Below are 14199 nucleotides of genomic sequence, written 5' to 3' on the forward strand. Positions count from 1 at the left end.
CATGGGCCTGCGCACGCACACGGCGCTCCACGTCGCCGACGGCACGGCGACGCCGCGCGACGAAGCGGTGATCGAGGAAACCCCGGTCGCGCTGCTCTACAACGGCCTGCCGTTCGCGGTGATGATGGCGACGCCGACCGACCTGGAGGACTTCGCGCTCGGCTTCGCATTGAGCGAAGGCATCGTCGAGGACGCTGGCGAATTCGCGCTCGTCGACATCGTCCGCAGCGAACGCGGCGTGGCCCTGCATGCCGCGATCCCGCAGCGCCGCTTCGACGCGCTGGAAGGCCGCGGCCGCAATCTCGAAGGCCGCAGCGGCTGCGGCCTGTGCGGCGTCGAATCGCTGGAGGCGGCGGTGCGTCCGTTGCCGCGCGTCGGCACCGGGCCGCGGCTCGACGCGACACGCATCCACGCCGGACTCGCCGCGCTTGCACGGCGGCAGCCGCTGAACGCGCAGTGCGGCGGCGCGCACGCGGCAGGCTTCGTGCTCGGCGACGACGTGCTCGTTCGCGAGGACGTCGGTCGCCACAACGCGGTCGACAAGGTGATCGGCGCACTGCATCGCGCGACGCCGCGCATCGAGGTCGGCAGCGGCTTTCTCGCCGTCACCTCGCGGGCGTCGTACGAGATCGTGGCGAAGGCTGCGCGCGCGGGCATCGCCGTGGTCGCGGCGCTGTCGGCACCGACGGACCTCGCGATCCGCCAGGCCGAGGCCGCGCACCTCACGCTCATCGCCTTCGCTCGCGACGGACGGATGAATGTCTACAGTGCGCGGGAACGGATCTCCTGAGCGAAGGCCTACAGGCTGGCGCCGTCGAACGGCTTGATGGTGAGTGCGCCGATGTCGATGCCGTCGAGGCAACGCACGTTGACCGCGGCGACCTTCGCGCCGCTGACCGGGTTAACGCCTTCGCTGAAGGGCGCGACGCCGCAAGTCGGGCAGAAATGATGGTCGATGCGGTGCTGGTTGAAGCGGTAGGTCGTCCAGTCGCCTTCGATGCTGGTCACGCGCAGCGCGTCGAGCGGGAAAAACGCCAGCAGCCAGCCGCGGCGCCGGCACAGCGAGCAATTGCACTCGACGACATCGCCGATGTCGGCTTCCAGCTCGAACGCGATCCGACCGCAATGACAGCTGCCGCGATGCAACATGGCCCGCTCCTTCCGACACGCCAGGGGAGGTCACACTGTAGCGGCCCTTCGGCACATGCGCGACCGCCGGCGGCGGCCTATCCTCGGCGCTTTCGTCCCTCCGGATCGTTTCCATGCGCCTCGCTCCGCTCGCCACTGCCCTGCTCGCCGCCGCGCTCACCGTCGCGGCCGGCGCATCCGCCCACGAACCCGCCGCCAGGACCGCGCCGATGACCGCTTCGACCCCACCGGATGCCGCCGCCGACGCCCGCTTCGCCGACTTCAGCAAGCGCTGGCTCGACGGTTCGCTGGCGCTGAGCCCGGTCAACGCCACCCAGCAGGGCGACCATCGCTTCGACACCGAACTCGACGACCTCAGCGCCGCGGGCCTGACGAAGGCGACCGTGTTCGACCGCAGGATGCTGGCTGAACTCGACGGCATCGACGTCGCCTCGCTGTCGCGCGAGAACCAGATCGATGCGGCGATCGTGCGCAACGCGATCGAGTACGACCTGTGGTCCATCGAGACCGGGCAGAGCTGGGCGTGGGATCCGCAGGTGTACGGCGGCCTCGCCGGCGGCGCGATCTACAGCCTGATGGCGCGCGATTTCGCGCCGATGCCGGAGCGGCTGAAGGCCGCGACCGCGCGCATGGAGAAGCTGCCGGCGCTGTTCGCGCAGATGCGCAAGAACCTCGACCCGGCGCGGGTGCCGAAGATCCACGCCGAGACCGTGGCCAAGCAGAACGGCGGCGTGATGTCGCTGGTCGAGGAATTCATCCTGCCCAACGCCGACCAGCTGCAGGGCGCGGATCGCGCCCGCCTCGATGCCGCGGTCGCGAACCTGCGCAAGGCCGTGGCCGAGCAGCAGACGTGGCTGGACGGCACGCTGGTGCCGAACGCGAAGGGCGACTTCCGCATCGGCGCGAAGCTCTATGACCAGAAGCTGCGCTTCGCGCTGATGTCGTCGCTGTCGCGCGCCGAGATCAAGCGCCGCGCCGAGGCCGAGATCGTCCGCGTCCGCGCGACGATGTACGACATCGCCCGCCAGGTGCTGAAGGACAAGCCGAACGCGCCGGAACTGCCGGCCAAGCCGACCGAGGCGCAGCAGCAAAAGGCGATCGAGGCCGCGCTGGAACTGGCCTACGCCGAGCGCCCGGCGCGCGACAAGGTCGTGGATTCGGCGAAGGCCGCGCTGGCGCAGGCCACCGACTTCACCCGTACGCACGAATTGGTGACGGTGCCGGACGATCCGGTGGACGTGATCCTGATGCCGGAATTCCAGCGCGGCGTCGCCGTCGCCTACTGCGATTCGCCCGGCCCGCTCGACAAGGGCCTGAAGACGTACTACGCGATCTCGCCGATCCCCGACGACTGGACCGACGCGCAGACCGACTCGTTCCTGCGCGAATACAACAGCCGGATGATCCACCTGCTGTCGATCCACGAAGCGATGCCCGGCCACTACCTGGAAGGCGCGCATTCGGCGCGGCATCCGTCGACGGTACGCGGCGTGCTGCGCTCGGGCATGTTCGCCGAGGGCTGGGCGGTCTACACCGAGTCGCTGATGATGGACCAGGGCTACCTCGACAACGATCCACTGTTCCATCTGGTGCGCTACAAGTTCTACCTGCGCGCGGTGGCCAACGCGATCCTCGACCAGGGCGTGCACGTCGACGGGTGGACCCGCGAACAGGCGATGGACCTGATGACCCGCCGCACGTTCCAGCAGGAGCGCGAGGCCGCGGGCAAGTGGGTCCGTGCCCAGCTCACCAGCGCCCAGTTGCCGACCTACTTCGTCGGCGTGCAGGAGCACTTCGACCTGCGCCACGCGATGGAGAAGAAGCTCGGCGACCGGTTCCAGCTGAAGGCCTACCACGACCAGGTGCTGTCCTACGGCGCCCCGCCGGTGCGCTTCGTCCGCGAGATGATGCTGGACGAACCGATCCGCTGAGACCCCGGCCGGGCCTCCCGGCCGCCCCCCCGGAGCGACCGCTCCCGACCCGCGGGCTTGGCCCCTGCGGGCCGGGCGGCTATGCTTCCGCCGTCCGCCCATGGGCTGGAATGTCGTTTACGGGAGGGGTACGCGGGCAAGCAGTCTTCGAGGAGAGCATCGGGCGTGAGCATTTTCGATTCGGTCAAACGCTGGCGCGATGCCATGCGCGTGCGCGAAAGTGCCGCCACCCCGGTCGCCGAGCCGCTGCCGCCCCCGCCCTCACCGCGTCCTGCCCCGCCCCGTCCACCCAGCCCGGAAGAGCTGGACGCACTGGCCGAACAGGTCACCCCGGAACAGATCGCAGAGGCCGCGGTTGCGCCGCCGGCCATCGACGACGGCTATGGCGGACCCGAGCGCCGCGAGCGCCAGCGCACCGCCCCGCGTCCCGGGACCACGGTGCTCATCGTCGACGACTCGACCACGATCGTCGCCGTGCTGCGCAAGATGCTGCAGCAGAACGGCTACGAGACCTACGAGGCCTACACTGCAGAGGACGCGCTGGAATTCGCGCGGACGATGATCCCCGACCTGATCTTCCTCGACATCGTGCTGCCGGGCATGGACGGTTTCGCCGCCCTGCGCACGCTGCGCCGCGAACCGGCGACCAAGCAGGTGCCGGTGATCATGATCAGCGGCAACCAGCAGGCCACCGAGCAGTTCTACGTGCAGCGCATCGGCGCCGACGACTTCATGAAGAAGCCGTTCTCGCGCGCGGAGGTCTTCGCCCGCATCGAGCGCCTGCTCGACGAGGAAGGCATCCCGCGCCGCGCGACCGCCAGCACGCCGCCGGTCGGGGTCTACTGAATCGATCCGTCAGGCCTCGCCGCACTCCGCGGCGGGCCGCTTGTGCGCTTCCTCGATCAGGCGTTTGCGCAGGATCCGCACCTCGCCCACCATCAGCAGCCGCAGGTCGCGCACGATCGCCGCGGCCAGCGCGTCGTCGTTAACGTCGTCGGCGCTTCGCGCATCATCGTGCCAATCCAGCCGGAAATCCTGGCCCTGCAGGCCGCCGCCGTTGCGGAAGTCGATCTCGAAGTCGAACACGACACGGCGCTGCGGCGTCGCGGCAGCGGCCTCCGCGCTCATCGCGGCGCGCGCTGGCTGAGGATCACGCTGCCGAGGATCAGCGCGCCGGCGACGGCCATCGCCGGCGTCAGCGGTTCGTCCAGCAGCAGCCACGCCCAGCCGACGCCGAACAGCGGCACGAGGTAGGTCGTGGTAGCCGCGCGCGGCGCGCCGACCCGCGCGATCAGCCGGTAATACGTGACGAACGCGATGCCGGTGCAGACGATGCCCAGCGCGGCCACCGCCGCCCACGCCTTTGCCGACACCGCATGCGCGGGCCACTGCACGATCGCGAACGGCGCGGCCATCAACGCCGCGCAGCTCAGCGTCGCCGCGGCGACCGCGGTCGCCGGCAGGCCGGCGAGATGGCGTTTCACCAGATTGCCGCCGACGCCGTACAGGAACGCCGCCGTCGTGCCGGCCGCGACCGGGCCGCCGATCGATGCGCCGCCGACCTTGCCGCTGGCGAGCACGACCACGCCGACGAAGCCCGCGATCAGCGCGGCGATGCGCCGGCCGCCGATGCGTTCGCCGTAGAAGAGGAACGCGACCAACGCGGCAAACAGCACCGCCATCGAATTGGTGATCGCGCCGACGCCGGCCGGCGCGCGCTGCGCGGCCCAGGCGAACAGCGTGAACGGGACGGCGGAGTTGATCGCGCCGATCAGCGCCAGCCGCGGCCACAGCGGCGCCGGGAACGTGCGTCGGGCGCGCCACAGGAACGGCAGCAGGATCAGCGCGCCGAGTCCCAGCCGGATCGCCACCAGCGGCGCGGCGCCGAACTCCGGCGCGGCCACGCGCATGAACAGGAACGACGCGCCCCACACCGCACCGAGCGCGACGATCTCCAGCGGCGTCAGCCAGGCGGGCGCAGTCTGCGGGGACGAGGTGTCGGCGACGATGGCGTTCAAGCGGACTCCGGGGATGCAAAGACAGAGGAAGGCAGCACGAGACGCGGCGGGTCGCGCTCAGCCCTGCGGGACGTGCAGTTCGCCGACCAGCGCGGCGGGATCGCCGCCAGCGCCGAGGAAGGCTTCGGCGGTCAGGTGGAAACCCAGCAGCCGGGCACCGGTGTCGCTGTGGGGACGATGCCGGCCGCCGGGCCGGACCAGCACCCAGGTGCCGGCGCCGTGGCGGTGGTCACCGTCGATGACTTCGCCGTCCAGCACGACATAGGCGGCCCCGGTGTCGCGCCGGGGATCGCTTGGCCAGACGCCACCGGGAGCGAGTTCGACCAGCCAGGCCCGCGCACCGATCGGGGCCGGCAACGGACGCCGCAGGCAACCGGGCCCCGCGGCCTCCGCCGGCACGGCGTCCAGCGCCAATGCGAGGGGCGCGGTGTCCGCGGCCAGCGGGACGACATCGGCCGGCCGCGACCGCCGCGGCGTGATCGGCGCAACGCGGGCGATGGCGGCGGGGAGGGAGACGGACAAGGCCATGGCAGTGCGCTCCGGGGACGACGACCCGTCCGCCGGGAATGCCGACGATCATCGAACGCGGGTCTGCGGACGATTATCGGCCGCCACCAAACGCCGACAAGCGCATACTTTTCCATCCAGACACAAGCCAGATTCGAGGCTCGCCATGCCCCTCCGCCCGGATTGGCTGCCCGCGCTCGCCGCGTTCGAGGCCGCCGCCCGCCACCAGAATTTCGCCCACGCCGCGGAGGAGCTGCACCTCACCGCCAGCGCCGTCAGCCACCACGTGCGCAAGCTCGAGGCGCGACTGGGCGTGTCGCTGTTCCAGCGCCATGCCCGCGGCGTGGCCCTGACCGCCGAGGGTCGCCGGCTGGCCGACGCCGCCGGCACCGCGCTGACCGATCTCGAAGCCACGCTGGGCGACCTGCGCGGCGGCCGCGACGACCGCGACCGGGTGCGGATCACCACCCTGCACTCGCTGCTCAACACCTGGCTGCTGCCGCGGCTGCCCGACTTCGCCGCCCGCCATCCCGACCTCCGCCTGTCGATCGACACCGAGATCGCGCTGACCCGGTTCGACGACGACGGCCCGGACCTCGGCATCCGCCACGGTCCCGGCCACTGGCCCGGACTCACCGCGCACTACCTGATGGACGACGCGCTGTTCCCTCTCGCGCCGCCGGCGCTGGCGGCGAGCGCGACCACCGTTGCTGACGTCGCCGCGCTGCCGCTGGTGGCCGACCTCGCGCGCCAGGGCTGGCCGGACTGGTTCCGCGCCGCCGGCGTGCCCGGCGCACGGCTGGACATCCGCCACACCTTCAGCGACAGCACCGACGCGCTGGAGGCCGCGGCGCGTGGGTTCGGCGCGGTGCTGGCACGCGCGCGGATCGCCGAGCCGTGGCTCGGCACCGATCGCCTGCAACGGCTGCCCGGCCCCGCCCTGCCGACGCGCTGGCGCTACTTCGCCGTGCATCCCGCGCACCGCCGACTGCGGCCCGCGGCGCAGCGCTTCCTCGACTGGTTGCTGGCGATCACCGCCGGCGAGCGCGCAGCGGAAGCCGCGCGCAACGACCCGACACGGTAAGCTGCGCCACCGCCTCCGAACCTCCGCGCGCCGCCCGTTCCGCGCGCCCTGCCGATGACCGACGCCGCGCCCGCTTCCGCCCGCACCGCCTGGGTGCAGATCCACCTCTGCGTGCTGCTGTGGGGCTTCACCGCCATCCTCGGCAAACTCATCACCCTGCCTGCGCTGCCGCTGGTGTGGTGGCGCATGCTGCTGGTCGCCGGGCTGCTGTTGCTGCTGCCGCGCGTGTGGCGCGGCCTGCGCGCGATGCCCGCGCGCCTGCGCTGGAGCTACGCCGGCGTCGGTGCGCTGGTCGCGCTGCATTGGCTCACGTTCTACGCGTCGATCAAGCTGTCGAACGCCTCCGTCGGCGCCACCTGCATGGCGCTGGGCACGGTGTTCACCGCGCTGGTCGAGCCGCGCATGACCGGCCGCCGCCTGTCCAAGCGCGAAGTCGGACTGGGCGTCGCGGTACTGCCGGGCGTGGCGCTCGTCGCCGGCGGTGTGCCGGCGGGCATGCTCGCGGGGATCGCGGCCGGCGCGCTGTCGGCGCTGTTCGTCGCGCTGTTCGGCTCGCTCAACAAGCGGCTGGTCGAACACGGCGACGCGCTGTCGGTCACCGCGCTCGAAATGGCCGCCGGCGTCGCGACGATGACGCTGCTCGCGCCGGTGTCCGGCCTGCTGTCACCGCACGCGTTCGGCGGCGACCCGTTCGTGCTGCCTGGCCTGCGCGACGCACTGTGGCTGCTGGCGCTGGCGGTGGCCTGCACGCTGATCCCGTTCGCGCTGTCGCTGGTGGCGCTGCGCCGCATCACCGCTTTCGGCGCGCAGCTCGCGGTGAACCTCGAACCGGTCTACGCGATCTTCCTCGCCATCGTGCTGCTGGGCGAACAGCGCGAACTCACGCCGACGTTCTACCTCGGCGTCGCCATCATCCTCGGCACCGTGCTGATCTACCCGCTGGTGCTGCGTCCGCGCCGCATCGAGCATCCGGAGACGCTGGCGACGGCGGAATCCAAGGTCATTTCCGAATAGAGGGTGCCGCCATGGAAGGCACGTTCATCCGCGTCCTGCAGCGGACGCATCTGCTGCAACAGATGCTGCACGACACCGCCGACCATCCGCTGGCGAACGGCACTCAGCGGCTGCGCGTCGGCGCGATCGGCGCCAACCTCGCCATGGATCACTGGCTGGCGGTGACGATGCTGATGGAGTCCGCCAACTTCGCCTCCGCCATCGCACTGGTGCGTCTGCAGTACGAATCCCTGCTGCGATCGGTCTGGTGCCTGCACTGCGCCACCGACGTGCAGATCGACCTGCTCTCGGAAACGCTGTCGGAAGAATCGCAGCAGGCGGCGAAACGATTGCCGACCGCGACCGGCATGCTGGAGGCGCTCGCGAAGGTGCCGCAAGCCGTGAACCTCTGCGTGCGCCTCGACGAATTCAGGCACTACGCGTGGGGGCCGCTGAACTCCTTCATCCACGCCGGCCTGCATCCGCTGGTGCGACAGGCGGAAGGCTATCCCGTGGGCCTGCTGCTGCAGATCGCCCGGGCCAGCAATGGCCTCGGCGTGCTGATCGCGATGCAGCAGGTGATCCTCGCAGGCCGCGGCGACCTCCAGAAAACGATCCTGGCGCGCTGCGGCGCGTTCGCGGACTGCCTGCCACCGGAACGGGAACCCGAGACCCGGCCGCCGGTACAAAGCGTTTAGAATCACCCGAATCCCCGGTGGCCGCCCGCATGTACCTGGAGTTCTACGGCCTCGAACAGGCGCCGTTCTCGATCACGCCGGACCCGCACTACGTGTTCCTCAGCGAACACCACCGGGACGCGTTGGCGCACCTGCTGTACGGCATCCGCCAGGGCGGCGGCGGCGGTTTCGTGCAGCTCACCGGCGAGGTCGGCACCGGCAAGACCACGCTCAGCCGGCTGCTGCTGAACCAGTTGCCCGAGAACACGCAGGCCGCGCTGGTGCTCAATCCGCGGCTGGATCCGGTCGAACTGCTGCAGACGATCTGCGAGGAACTGCGGCTGCCGGTCACCGCCGCGCCGGCAACGGCCGCGGCGTCGCCCGCGCCCGCGCCCGCGCCCGCGCCCGCGACAGGCAAGCGCGATCGCGCGAAGGCCGGCAAGCCGACGAAGATCGCGACGCCGCAGCGCCCCGGCGGCAAGGCGCTGTTCGATGCGCTGAGCGCGCACCTGCTGCAGGCCTACGCCAAGGGCGAGCGCGTCGTGCTGATCATCGACGAGGCGCAGAACCTCTCGCCCGATGCGCTGGAGCAGGTCCGGCTGCTGACCAACCTCGAGACCGAAACGCAGAAACTGCTGCAGATCATCCTGATCGGCCAGCCCGAGCTGCGCGACCTGCTGGCGAAGCCGGAACTGCGCCAGCTCGCGCAGCGCATCACCGCACGCTACCACCTGCGCCCGCTCGACGAGGCCGGCACCGAGGCCTACCTGCGCCATCGCCTCAACACCGCCGGTGCTCGCCGCTTCCCGTTCGCGCCGGCGGCGGTACGTCGCGTGCATCGCCGCAGCGGCGGCGTGCCGCGCCTGATCAACATCATCGCCGAGCGTGCGCTGCTCGGCGGCTACGCGCACGATCTGCTGACGATCGACGCACGCACCGTCGACCGCGCCGCCGACGAGGCGCTGGTGCCCGGCAGCGGCGGCGGCGCGCGCCGCGAACTGGCGAAGCTCGCGCTGATCGGCGGCCTGGCGGTGGCGGCGACGGTGCTCGCGCTGCTGGCGGTGCGGCGTCCCGGCGGCGATGCGGCCTCGCCTGCGACCTTACCCGCCGCGCTCGCGACGCCATCATCCGCCGCGTCGCCACTCGATGGCGACGCGCTGCTGCAACGCCTCCAGCGCGCGCCTGCGACCTCGACCCGCGAGTGGCGTCGCCTGCTCGCCGACACGCAGGCGCCCGCCGCGCTGCGCGATGCTGCGCCCGACGCCTGTCCGACCGCGCCGGGCTGGCACTGCCTCCACGCACGCATCGCGCTCGATCCGCTGCTGCGCATCGATCGCCCGGTGCTGCTGCACCTGCGCGCAGAACCGCACGTCACGTGGGCGCGGCTGCTCGGCGCCGACGGCGATCGCGTGCGCCTGTCGATCGACGGCGCCCCCATCGACACGACCCGGCTCGCGCTGTCGAGCGTGTGGAACGGCGAAATCCTCGCGCTGTGGCCCGCGCCCGATGCACTCGAACGACGCCATGCCGCCGGCGATGCGGAAGCCCGCGCCTGGGTGCGCAAGCGTCTGCGCGCTTCGGGCCTCGCGATGCCCGACGACACCGCGGCGCTGCGCGCCTTCCAGACCCGCCACGGGCTGACCGGCGACGGTCGCCTCGATGGCTTCACCGCCTTCGCGCTCAGCGCGCAGGAGCCCTGAGATGTCCTTCATCCTCGACGCCCTGCGCAAGTCCGAAGCCGCGCGCCGGCGCAGCGAAACGCCCGACCTGTTCGCGACCCTGCCGCAGGCACCCGCGCCGGCGCGCAGCCGCGTCACGTGGCCGCTGTGGGCGATGGCCGGCTTCGGCGCGGTGTCATCGGCGATCGCGCTGTGGCTGCTGCTGCATCGCCCGGACATGCCGGCGACGCCGGCCGCGTCGCCGGGCACGCCCACCGGCATCGAAGCGGCACCCGCCACGAGCGATGTCGACGCGACGCCCGACGCCAATGTCGATGCGGACGTCGGCACCGGCACCGCATCGATCGCCGACGCGATGCCGCAGCCGCCCGCGACGCCACCATCGCCGCCCGTGACGGCGCCCGTGCCGATGCCGTCGGTTGCGGCGACACCGGCGACGAAGGCACCGGCGCAGACCGTCACACCGCCGACCACACCGCCGGTCGCGGCACCGGCACCGCCACCCGCGCCGCCGGCGGCGAGCGGCGATCGCGCGACCGCGCTCGCCGATCTCGATCCCGAGGTGCGTCGCCAGTTGCCGGCGCTCAAGCTGAGCATGCAGGTGTGGAACGACGATCCGCAGCGCCGGTTCGTGATCCTCGACGGCCAGCGGCTGCGCGAGGGCGACACCGCCGGCGAGGTGGTGGTCGAGCGCATCACCCGCACCGACGTACTGCTGTCATGGCGCGGCGCGCGCCTGCGCCTGCCGGCGGAGTGAACCGCCGCGCGTCAGGGGAAATCGTCGCAGCCGTACTGGCGCATGTAGTCGGCCAGCGTGCAACCGGATTCGTCGCGGAAGCGCTCGTCCAGCAGTTCCAGCACGCGGATGCGGTCGACGCGGAAATTGCGGAAGTCGTCGCGCGATTCGCACCACGCCGCGAGCGTCCACACGTTGCCCCAGAAGAAGCAGCCCAGCGGCCGCAGCGTGCGCACGCTGACCTCGTCCTTCAGGTCGAGGTAGTCGATGCGCACCTTGCGCCGCGTCTCGATGGCATCGCGCAGGTGCTGCAGGCGATCGCGGGTGGCGGCATCGGGGCCGAACGGCGGCGCGAACACGCTCAGGCTCTCGGCCGCGGCGCGTTCCGCGCCGGGCAGCACGCCGAGGATCTTGGACAGCGCCAGTTCCGCGCGCGCGGCCAGTACGGTGTCGATGCGCGACTGTGCCAGGCGCACGCAGGCGACCAGCGCCTGTGCCTCGCGGGTGTCGAACATCAGCGGCGGCAGGTCGAAGCCGCGGCGCATGCGGTAGCCGACGCCGGCCTCGCCCTCGATCGGCACGCCCTGCGCCTGCAACGCGGCGACATCGCGGTACACCGAACGCTGCGAGACCTCCAGGCGCTCGGCAAGGAACGCGGCCGTCGTCAGGCGACGGCCGCGGATGAGTTGCACGATCTGGAACAGGCGGTCGGCGCGGCGCATGGGAGTCGGGGACGGGCTCGCTGACCGCATGCTGCCATGTCAGGCCAGCGCGTGCAGACCGACGCGGTTGCCTTCGCTGTCGACGATCTGCGCGAACGCGCCCATGCCCGCGGGCAGTTCGGTGCGCGGCACCACGATGCGACCGCCGGCGGCATCGACCCGCGCCAGCACCGTGTCGAGCGAGGGCGAGGCATCGAGATAGACGACGGTGCCGTCGTCCGACGGCGACGGCGCATGCGTGCCGGCGAACAGGCAGCCGCCGACGCCGGCGCCCTGCGCGTACGGAAACACGGCGAGCGTGGTCTCGGGACCCATGGCTTCGCGCTTGAGCGACGCATCGAGCAGCGCTTCGTAGAAGGCCTGCGCACGATCGAGATCGGCGACCGGGATCTCGAACCAGTTCAGGGCATTGCGGTGGGCGTGTTGCATGCGGCCTCCTCGGGCGGCGTGTCGGGAGGCGCCATCCTGCGCGGGGGCTGCTGACAGCGTGGCGTCAGCAGCCTGTCGCGGATGCGTCGCGCGGCCTCACTCGCCCATGAAGCAGACGTTGAGCTTGTTGCCGTCGAGATCGCGGAAATACGCGGCGTAGAAGCCGGGATAGCGCTGGCCCGGCGCACCTTCGTCGGTGCCGCCGAGTTCGATCGCCTTCGCGTACAGGCGGTCGACTTCCTCGCGGCTGGCAGCGCCGAGCGCGGCCATCGTGCCGTTGCCGACGGTCGCCGGTTCCTTGTTGAACGGCCAGGTGATGCCGAGGCCGGCGCCACCGTCGCCCTTGTCCCAGGCGATGAAGTAGTCGGGCTCTTCCATCGCGCGCTTGGCGCCGATCTCGGCGAGGACGGCATCGTAGAAGGTGGCGGCGCGGGCGAGGTCGCGGGTCCCGAGGGTGGCGTAGGCGAGCATGTCGATCTCCATGGAAAGGGAAGGCGCAGTCTTGCGGGTCACTGCTGACATCCTGTGTCAGCAGCGGCTGGACGGATGCGCCGTTATGCTACGCCTCCGCACCGTCGACCCGCCGCCATGCCCCGACACCGTTTCGTCCTCGACCGCGACCACGTCGCGCTCAACCAGTTGCTCAAACTCGTCGGCGTCTGCGACAGCGGCGGTGCCGGCAAGCATCTGGTCGACTCGGGCGCGGTGCGCGTGGACGGCGCAGTCGAACTGCGCCGCACCTGCAAGCTGCACGTCGGCCAGACCGTCGAGGTCGACGGCCACGTGATCGAGATCGTCGCCGACTGAGCCGCGCTTAGAGCGTGTTATGCACTTTTCCATGCACCGCGTTGCGCCCCCGGGCCGCCGAGGCAAGGTCCGCAGCGCTGCCTTGGCTGGTGGCCAAGGCAAGCCGCGGGCCGCTGCATCGGTGGTCCGGGGGCGCAACCCTCCGGGAAGCCCGTCCACGGGCGCGATCCGGCGTTGCGTCCCTTGCCAAGGCCACCGGCCTTGGCGGCGGGCCGCGCCTTGGCTCGCGCCCGCGGACGGGCTTCGCGGCGCATGGAAAAGTGCATAACACGCTCTAGCCTTCCGCGCGCGCCGGCACGTCCGCCAGCAGCCGCGCGACGCCCAGCGCCAGCGCCGCGCCCGCGAGCTGTGCCAGCACGAAGCCGCCGACGTCCTCCGGGCGGATGCCCGCGAACGTGCGCGTGAATGCGCGCGCGAACGTCACCGCCGGATTCGCGAACGACGTGCTGGCGGTGAACCAGTACGCCGCGAAGATGTAGCTCGCCACCAGCGCCGGGATCGCCTGCGGGCGATGGCGCACGCCCAGCACGATCGTCAGCAGCAGCCCGAACGTCGCCACGCCTTCGCTGAGCCACTGCGCCGCGCCGGTGCGGACGTGGTCGCCCGGCTGCCACAGCACCTCGCCGAACATCGCGTGCGCCAGCAGCACGCCGGCGACCGCGGCGACACACTGCACGGCGACGTAGGCGAACGCCGGCGCCGGCAGCGCCTCGCCGCGCAGGCGCATCGCCAGCGTCACCGCGGGATTGAAGTGCGCGCCGGACAGCGGGCCGAGCAGCACGATCAGCACGTACAGCCCGCCCGCGGTCGCAGCGGCGTTCGCCAGCAATGCGATCGCGACGTTTCCGCCGGCCAGGCGCTCGCCCATGATCCCGCTGCCGACCACGATGGCCAGCAGCAGCGCGGTGCCGAGTGCTTCGGCGAGCAGGGCCCGCAACGCGGGCGAGACCGTCACCGTCATCCGTCGATCGTCCCGATGCCGCGGATCTCGCGCTCGGCCACCAGCCGGTCGAGCTTCTCCACCGGCAGCGCGACCAGCAGTTCCACGCGACGGCGCAGCGCCGTGAACGCCTTGAGGTAGGCGCGGCGACGGGTCTCCTCGTCGCCCTCGACCGCGGCGGGATCCTCCACGCCCCAGTGCGCGACGACCGGCGTGCCGTACCACACCGGGCAGGTTTCACCGGCCGCGTTGTCGCAGACGGTGACGACCAGGTCGAGTTCCGGCGCGCCCGGCGCGGCGAATTCGTCCCACGATTTGCTGCGCAGGCGCGCGGTGTCGTAACCGATCGACGCCGCCAGGTCGGCAGCCATCGGCTGCACGCGCCCGCTGGGCTTGCTGCCAGCGCTGTACGCCTCGAAACGGCCGTTGCCCAGCACGTTGAACAGGGCTTCGGCCATCACGCTGCGCGCGGAGTTGCCGGTGCACAGCACGAGGATGCGATAGGGAGGTGCGTTCATCGTCGTCTC

18 protein-coding genes are annotated in these 14199 nt (G+C 71.6%); 9 read left to right on the forward strand and 9 right to left on the reverse strand.

Going from position 1 to position 14199, the window contains the following annotated elements:
• Position 1: 1 nt before the first annotated feature.
• On the forward strand, positions 2-790 hold the full coding sequence (fdhD, locus tag ACT53R_RS06505) for a formate dehydrogenase accessory sulfurtransferase FdhD (RefSeq protein ID WP_476171128.1): 789 nt from the start codon (positions 2-4) through the stop codon (positions 788-790).
• 8 nt (positions 791-798) lie between these two features.
• On the opposite strand, the gene ACT53R_RS06510 is transcribed toward fdhD, so the two are convergent.
• Entirely contained in the window at positions 799-1149 is a 351-nt protein-coding gene (locus ACT53R_RS06510) for a GFA family protein (RefSeq protein WP_476171033.1), read from the reverse strand.
• 113 nt (positions 1150-1262) lie between these two features.
• Here ACT53R_RS06510 and ACT53R_RS06515 point away from each other — a divergent pair, with 113 nt between their 5' ends.
• Together ACT53R_RS06515 and ACT53R_RS06520 are read left to right on the forward strand one after the other, a co-directional pair.
• Positions 1263-3080, forward strand: coding sequence for a DUF885 domain-containing protein (locus ACT53R_RS06515; RefSeq protein ID WP_476171034.1), 1818 nt, complete (start codon positions 1263-1265; stop codon positions 3078-3080).
• Positions 3081-3245: 165 nt separating this feature from the next.
• Positions 3246-3926: a response regulator gene (locus ACT53R_RS06520; RefSeq protein WP_476171035.1), complete on the forward strand. Its 681-nt coding sequence runs from the start codon at positions 3246-3248 to the stop codon at positions 3924-3926.
• Positions 3927-3935: 9 nt separating this feature from the next.
• Here the strand turns inward: ACT53R_RS06520 and ACT53R_RS06525 are convergent, their stop codons facing one another.
• From ACT53R_RS06525 to ACT53R_RS06535, 3 genes are all read right to left on the reverse strand, one after another.
• Complete coding sequence (locus ACT53R_RS06525; protein WP_476171036.1) at positions 3936-4208, reverse strand: cyclase; 273 nt, start codon at positions 4206-4208, stop codon at positions 3936-3938.
• Positions 4205-5089 (reverse strand): DMT family transporter, encoded by an 885-nt coding sequence (locus tag ACT53R_RS06530; RefSeq protein WP_476171129.1) that lies wholly within the window; start codon positions 5087-5089, stop codon positions 4205-4207. The genes ACT53R_RS06525 and ACT53R_RS06530 overlap by 4 nt, the downstream gene beginning before the upstream one ends.
• A 66-nt stretch (positions 5090-5155) precedes the next feature.
• Positions 5156-5626 (reverse strand): cupin domain-containing protein, encoded by a 471-nt coding sequence (locus ACT53R_RS06535; RefSeq protein WP_476171037.1) that lies wholly within the window; start codon positions 5624-5626, stop codon positions 5156-5158.
• A gap of 145 nt (positions 5627-5771) precedes the next feature.
• Between ACT53R_RS06535 and ACT53R_RS06540 the strand changes: the two genes are divergently transcribed.
• Genes ACT53R_RS06540 through ACT53R_RS06560 form a run of 5 tightly spaced genes read left to right on the forward strand, consistent with a single transcriptional unit; the run spans position 5772 to position 10795 of the window.
• A complete protein-coding gene (locus ACT53R_RS06540; RefSeq protein WP_476171038.1) occupies positions 5772-6689 on the forward strand; it encodes a LysR substrate-binding domain-containing protein in 918 nt (305 codons plus the stop codon).
• A 54-nt stretch (positions 6690-6743) separates the two neighbouring features.
• Positions 6744-7703, forward strand: a complete 960-nt coding sequence (locus ACT53R_RS06545) for a DMT family transporter (RefSeq protein WP_476171039.1) — start codon at positions 6744-6746, stop codon at positions 7701-7703.
• An 11-nt stretch (positions 7704-7714) separates the two neighbouring features.
• Positions 7715-8380 carry a DUF6988 family protein gene (locus ACT53R_RS06550; protein WP_476171040.1) on the forward strand — a complete coding sequence of 222 codons (666 nt, stop codon included), beginning with the start codon at positions 7715-7717 and terminating at the stop codon, positions 8378-8380.
• Between the two features lie 17 nt (positions 8381-8397).
• Complete coding sequence (locus ACT53R_RS06555) at positions 8398-10059, forward strand: ExeA family protein (protein ID WP_476171041.1); 1662 nt, start codon at positions 8398-8400, stop codon at positions 10057-10059.
• 1 nt (position 10060) lies between these two features.
• The gene (locus tag ACT53R_RS06560; protein ID WP_476171042.1) at positions 10061-10795 is read left to right on the forward strand and encodes a general secretion pathway protein GspB; all 735 of its coding nucleotides are present in this window, start codon (positions 10061-10063) and stop codon (positions 10793-10795) included.
• 11 nt (positions 10796-10806) lie between these two features.
• Here the strand turns inward: ACT53R_RS06560 and ACT53R_RS06565 are convergent, their stop codons facing one another.
• The 3 genes from ACT53R_RS06565 to ACT53R_RS06575 all read right to left on the reverse strand — a co-directional run bounded on the left by ACT53R_RS06565 (position 10807) and on the right by ACT53R_RS06575 (position 12438).
• The gene (locus ACT53R_RS06565; protein ID WP_476171043.1) at positions 10807-11496 is read right to left on the reverse strand and encodes a helix-turn-helix transcriptional regulator; all 690 of its coding nucleotides are present in this window, start codon (positions 11494-11496) and stop codon (positions 10807-10809) included.
• 39 nt (positions 11497-11535) lie between these two features.
• On the reverse strand, positions 11536-11925 hold the full coding sequence (locus tag ACT53R_RS06570; protein WP_476171044.1) for a VOC family protein: 390 nt from the start codon (positions 11923-11925) through the stop codon (positions 11536-11538).
• Between the two features lie 96 nt (positions 11926-12021).
• Positions 12022-12438 carry a VOC family protein gene (locus tag ACT53R_RS06575; protein ID WP_476171045.1) on the reverse strand — a complete coding sequence of 139 codons (417 nt, stop codon included), beginning with the start codon at positions 12436-12438 and terminating at the stop codon, positions 12022-12024.
• Between the two features lie 75 nt (positions 12439-12513).
• On the opposite strand from ACT53R_RS06575, the gene ACT53R_RS06580 reads away from it, so the two are divergent.
• Entirely contained in the window at positions 12514-12732 is a 219-nt protein-coding gene (locus tag ACT53R_RS06580) for an RNA-binding S4 domain-containing protein (RefSeq protein ID WP_476171046.1), read from the forward strand.
• A gap of 274 nt (positions 12733-13006) precedes the next feature.
• On the opposite strand, the gene ACT53R_RS06585 is transcribed toward ACT53R_RS06580, so the two are convergent.
• Positions 13007-13693, reverse strand: coding sequence for an aquaporin (locus ACT53R_RS06585; RefSeq protein WP_476171047.1), 687 nt, complete (start codon positions 13691-13693; stop codon positions 13007-13009).
• Positions 13690-14190, reverse strand: a complete 501-nt coding sequence (locus ACT53R_RS06590) for an arsenate reductase ArsC (protein WP_476171048.1) — start codon at positions 14188-14190, stop codon at positions 13690-13692. Before ACT53R_RS06590 ends, ACT53R_RS06585 begins: the two co-directional genes overlap by 4 nt.
• Positions 14191-14199: the final 9 nt, after the last annotated feature.

The sequence above is a fragment of the Lysobacter sp. DMC104 genome, from assembly GCF_056313665.1.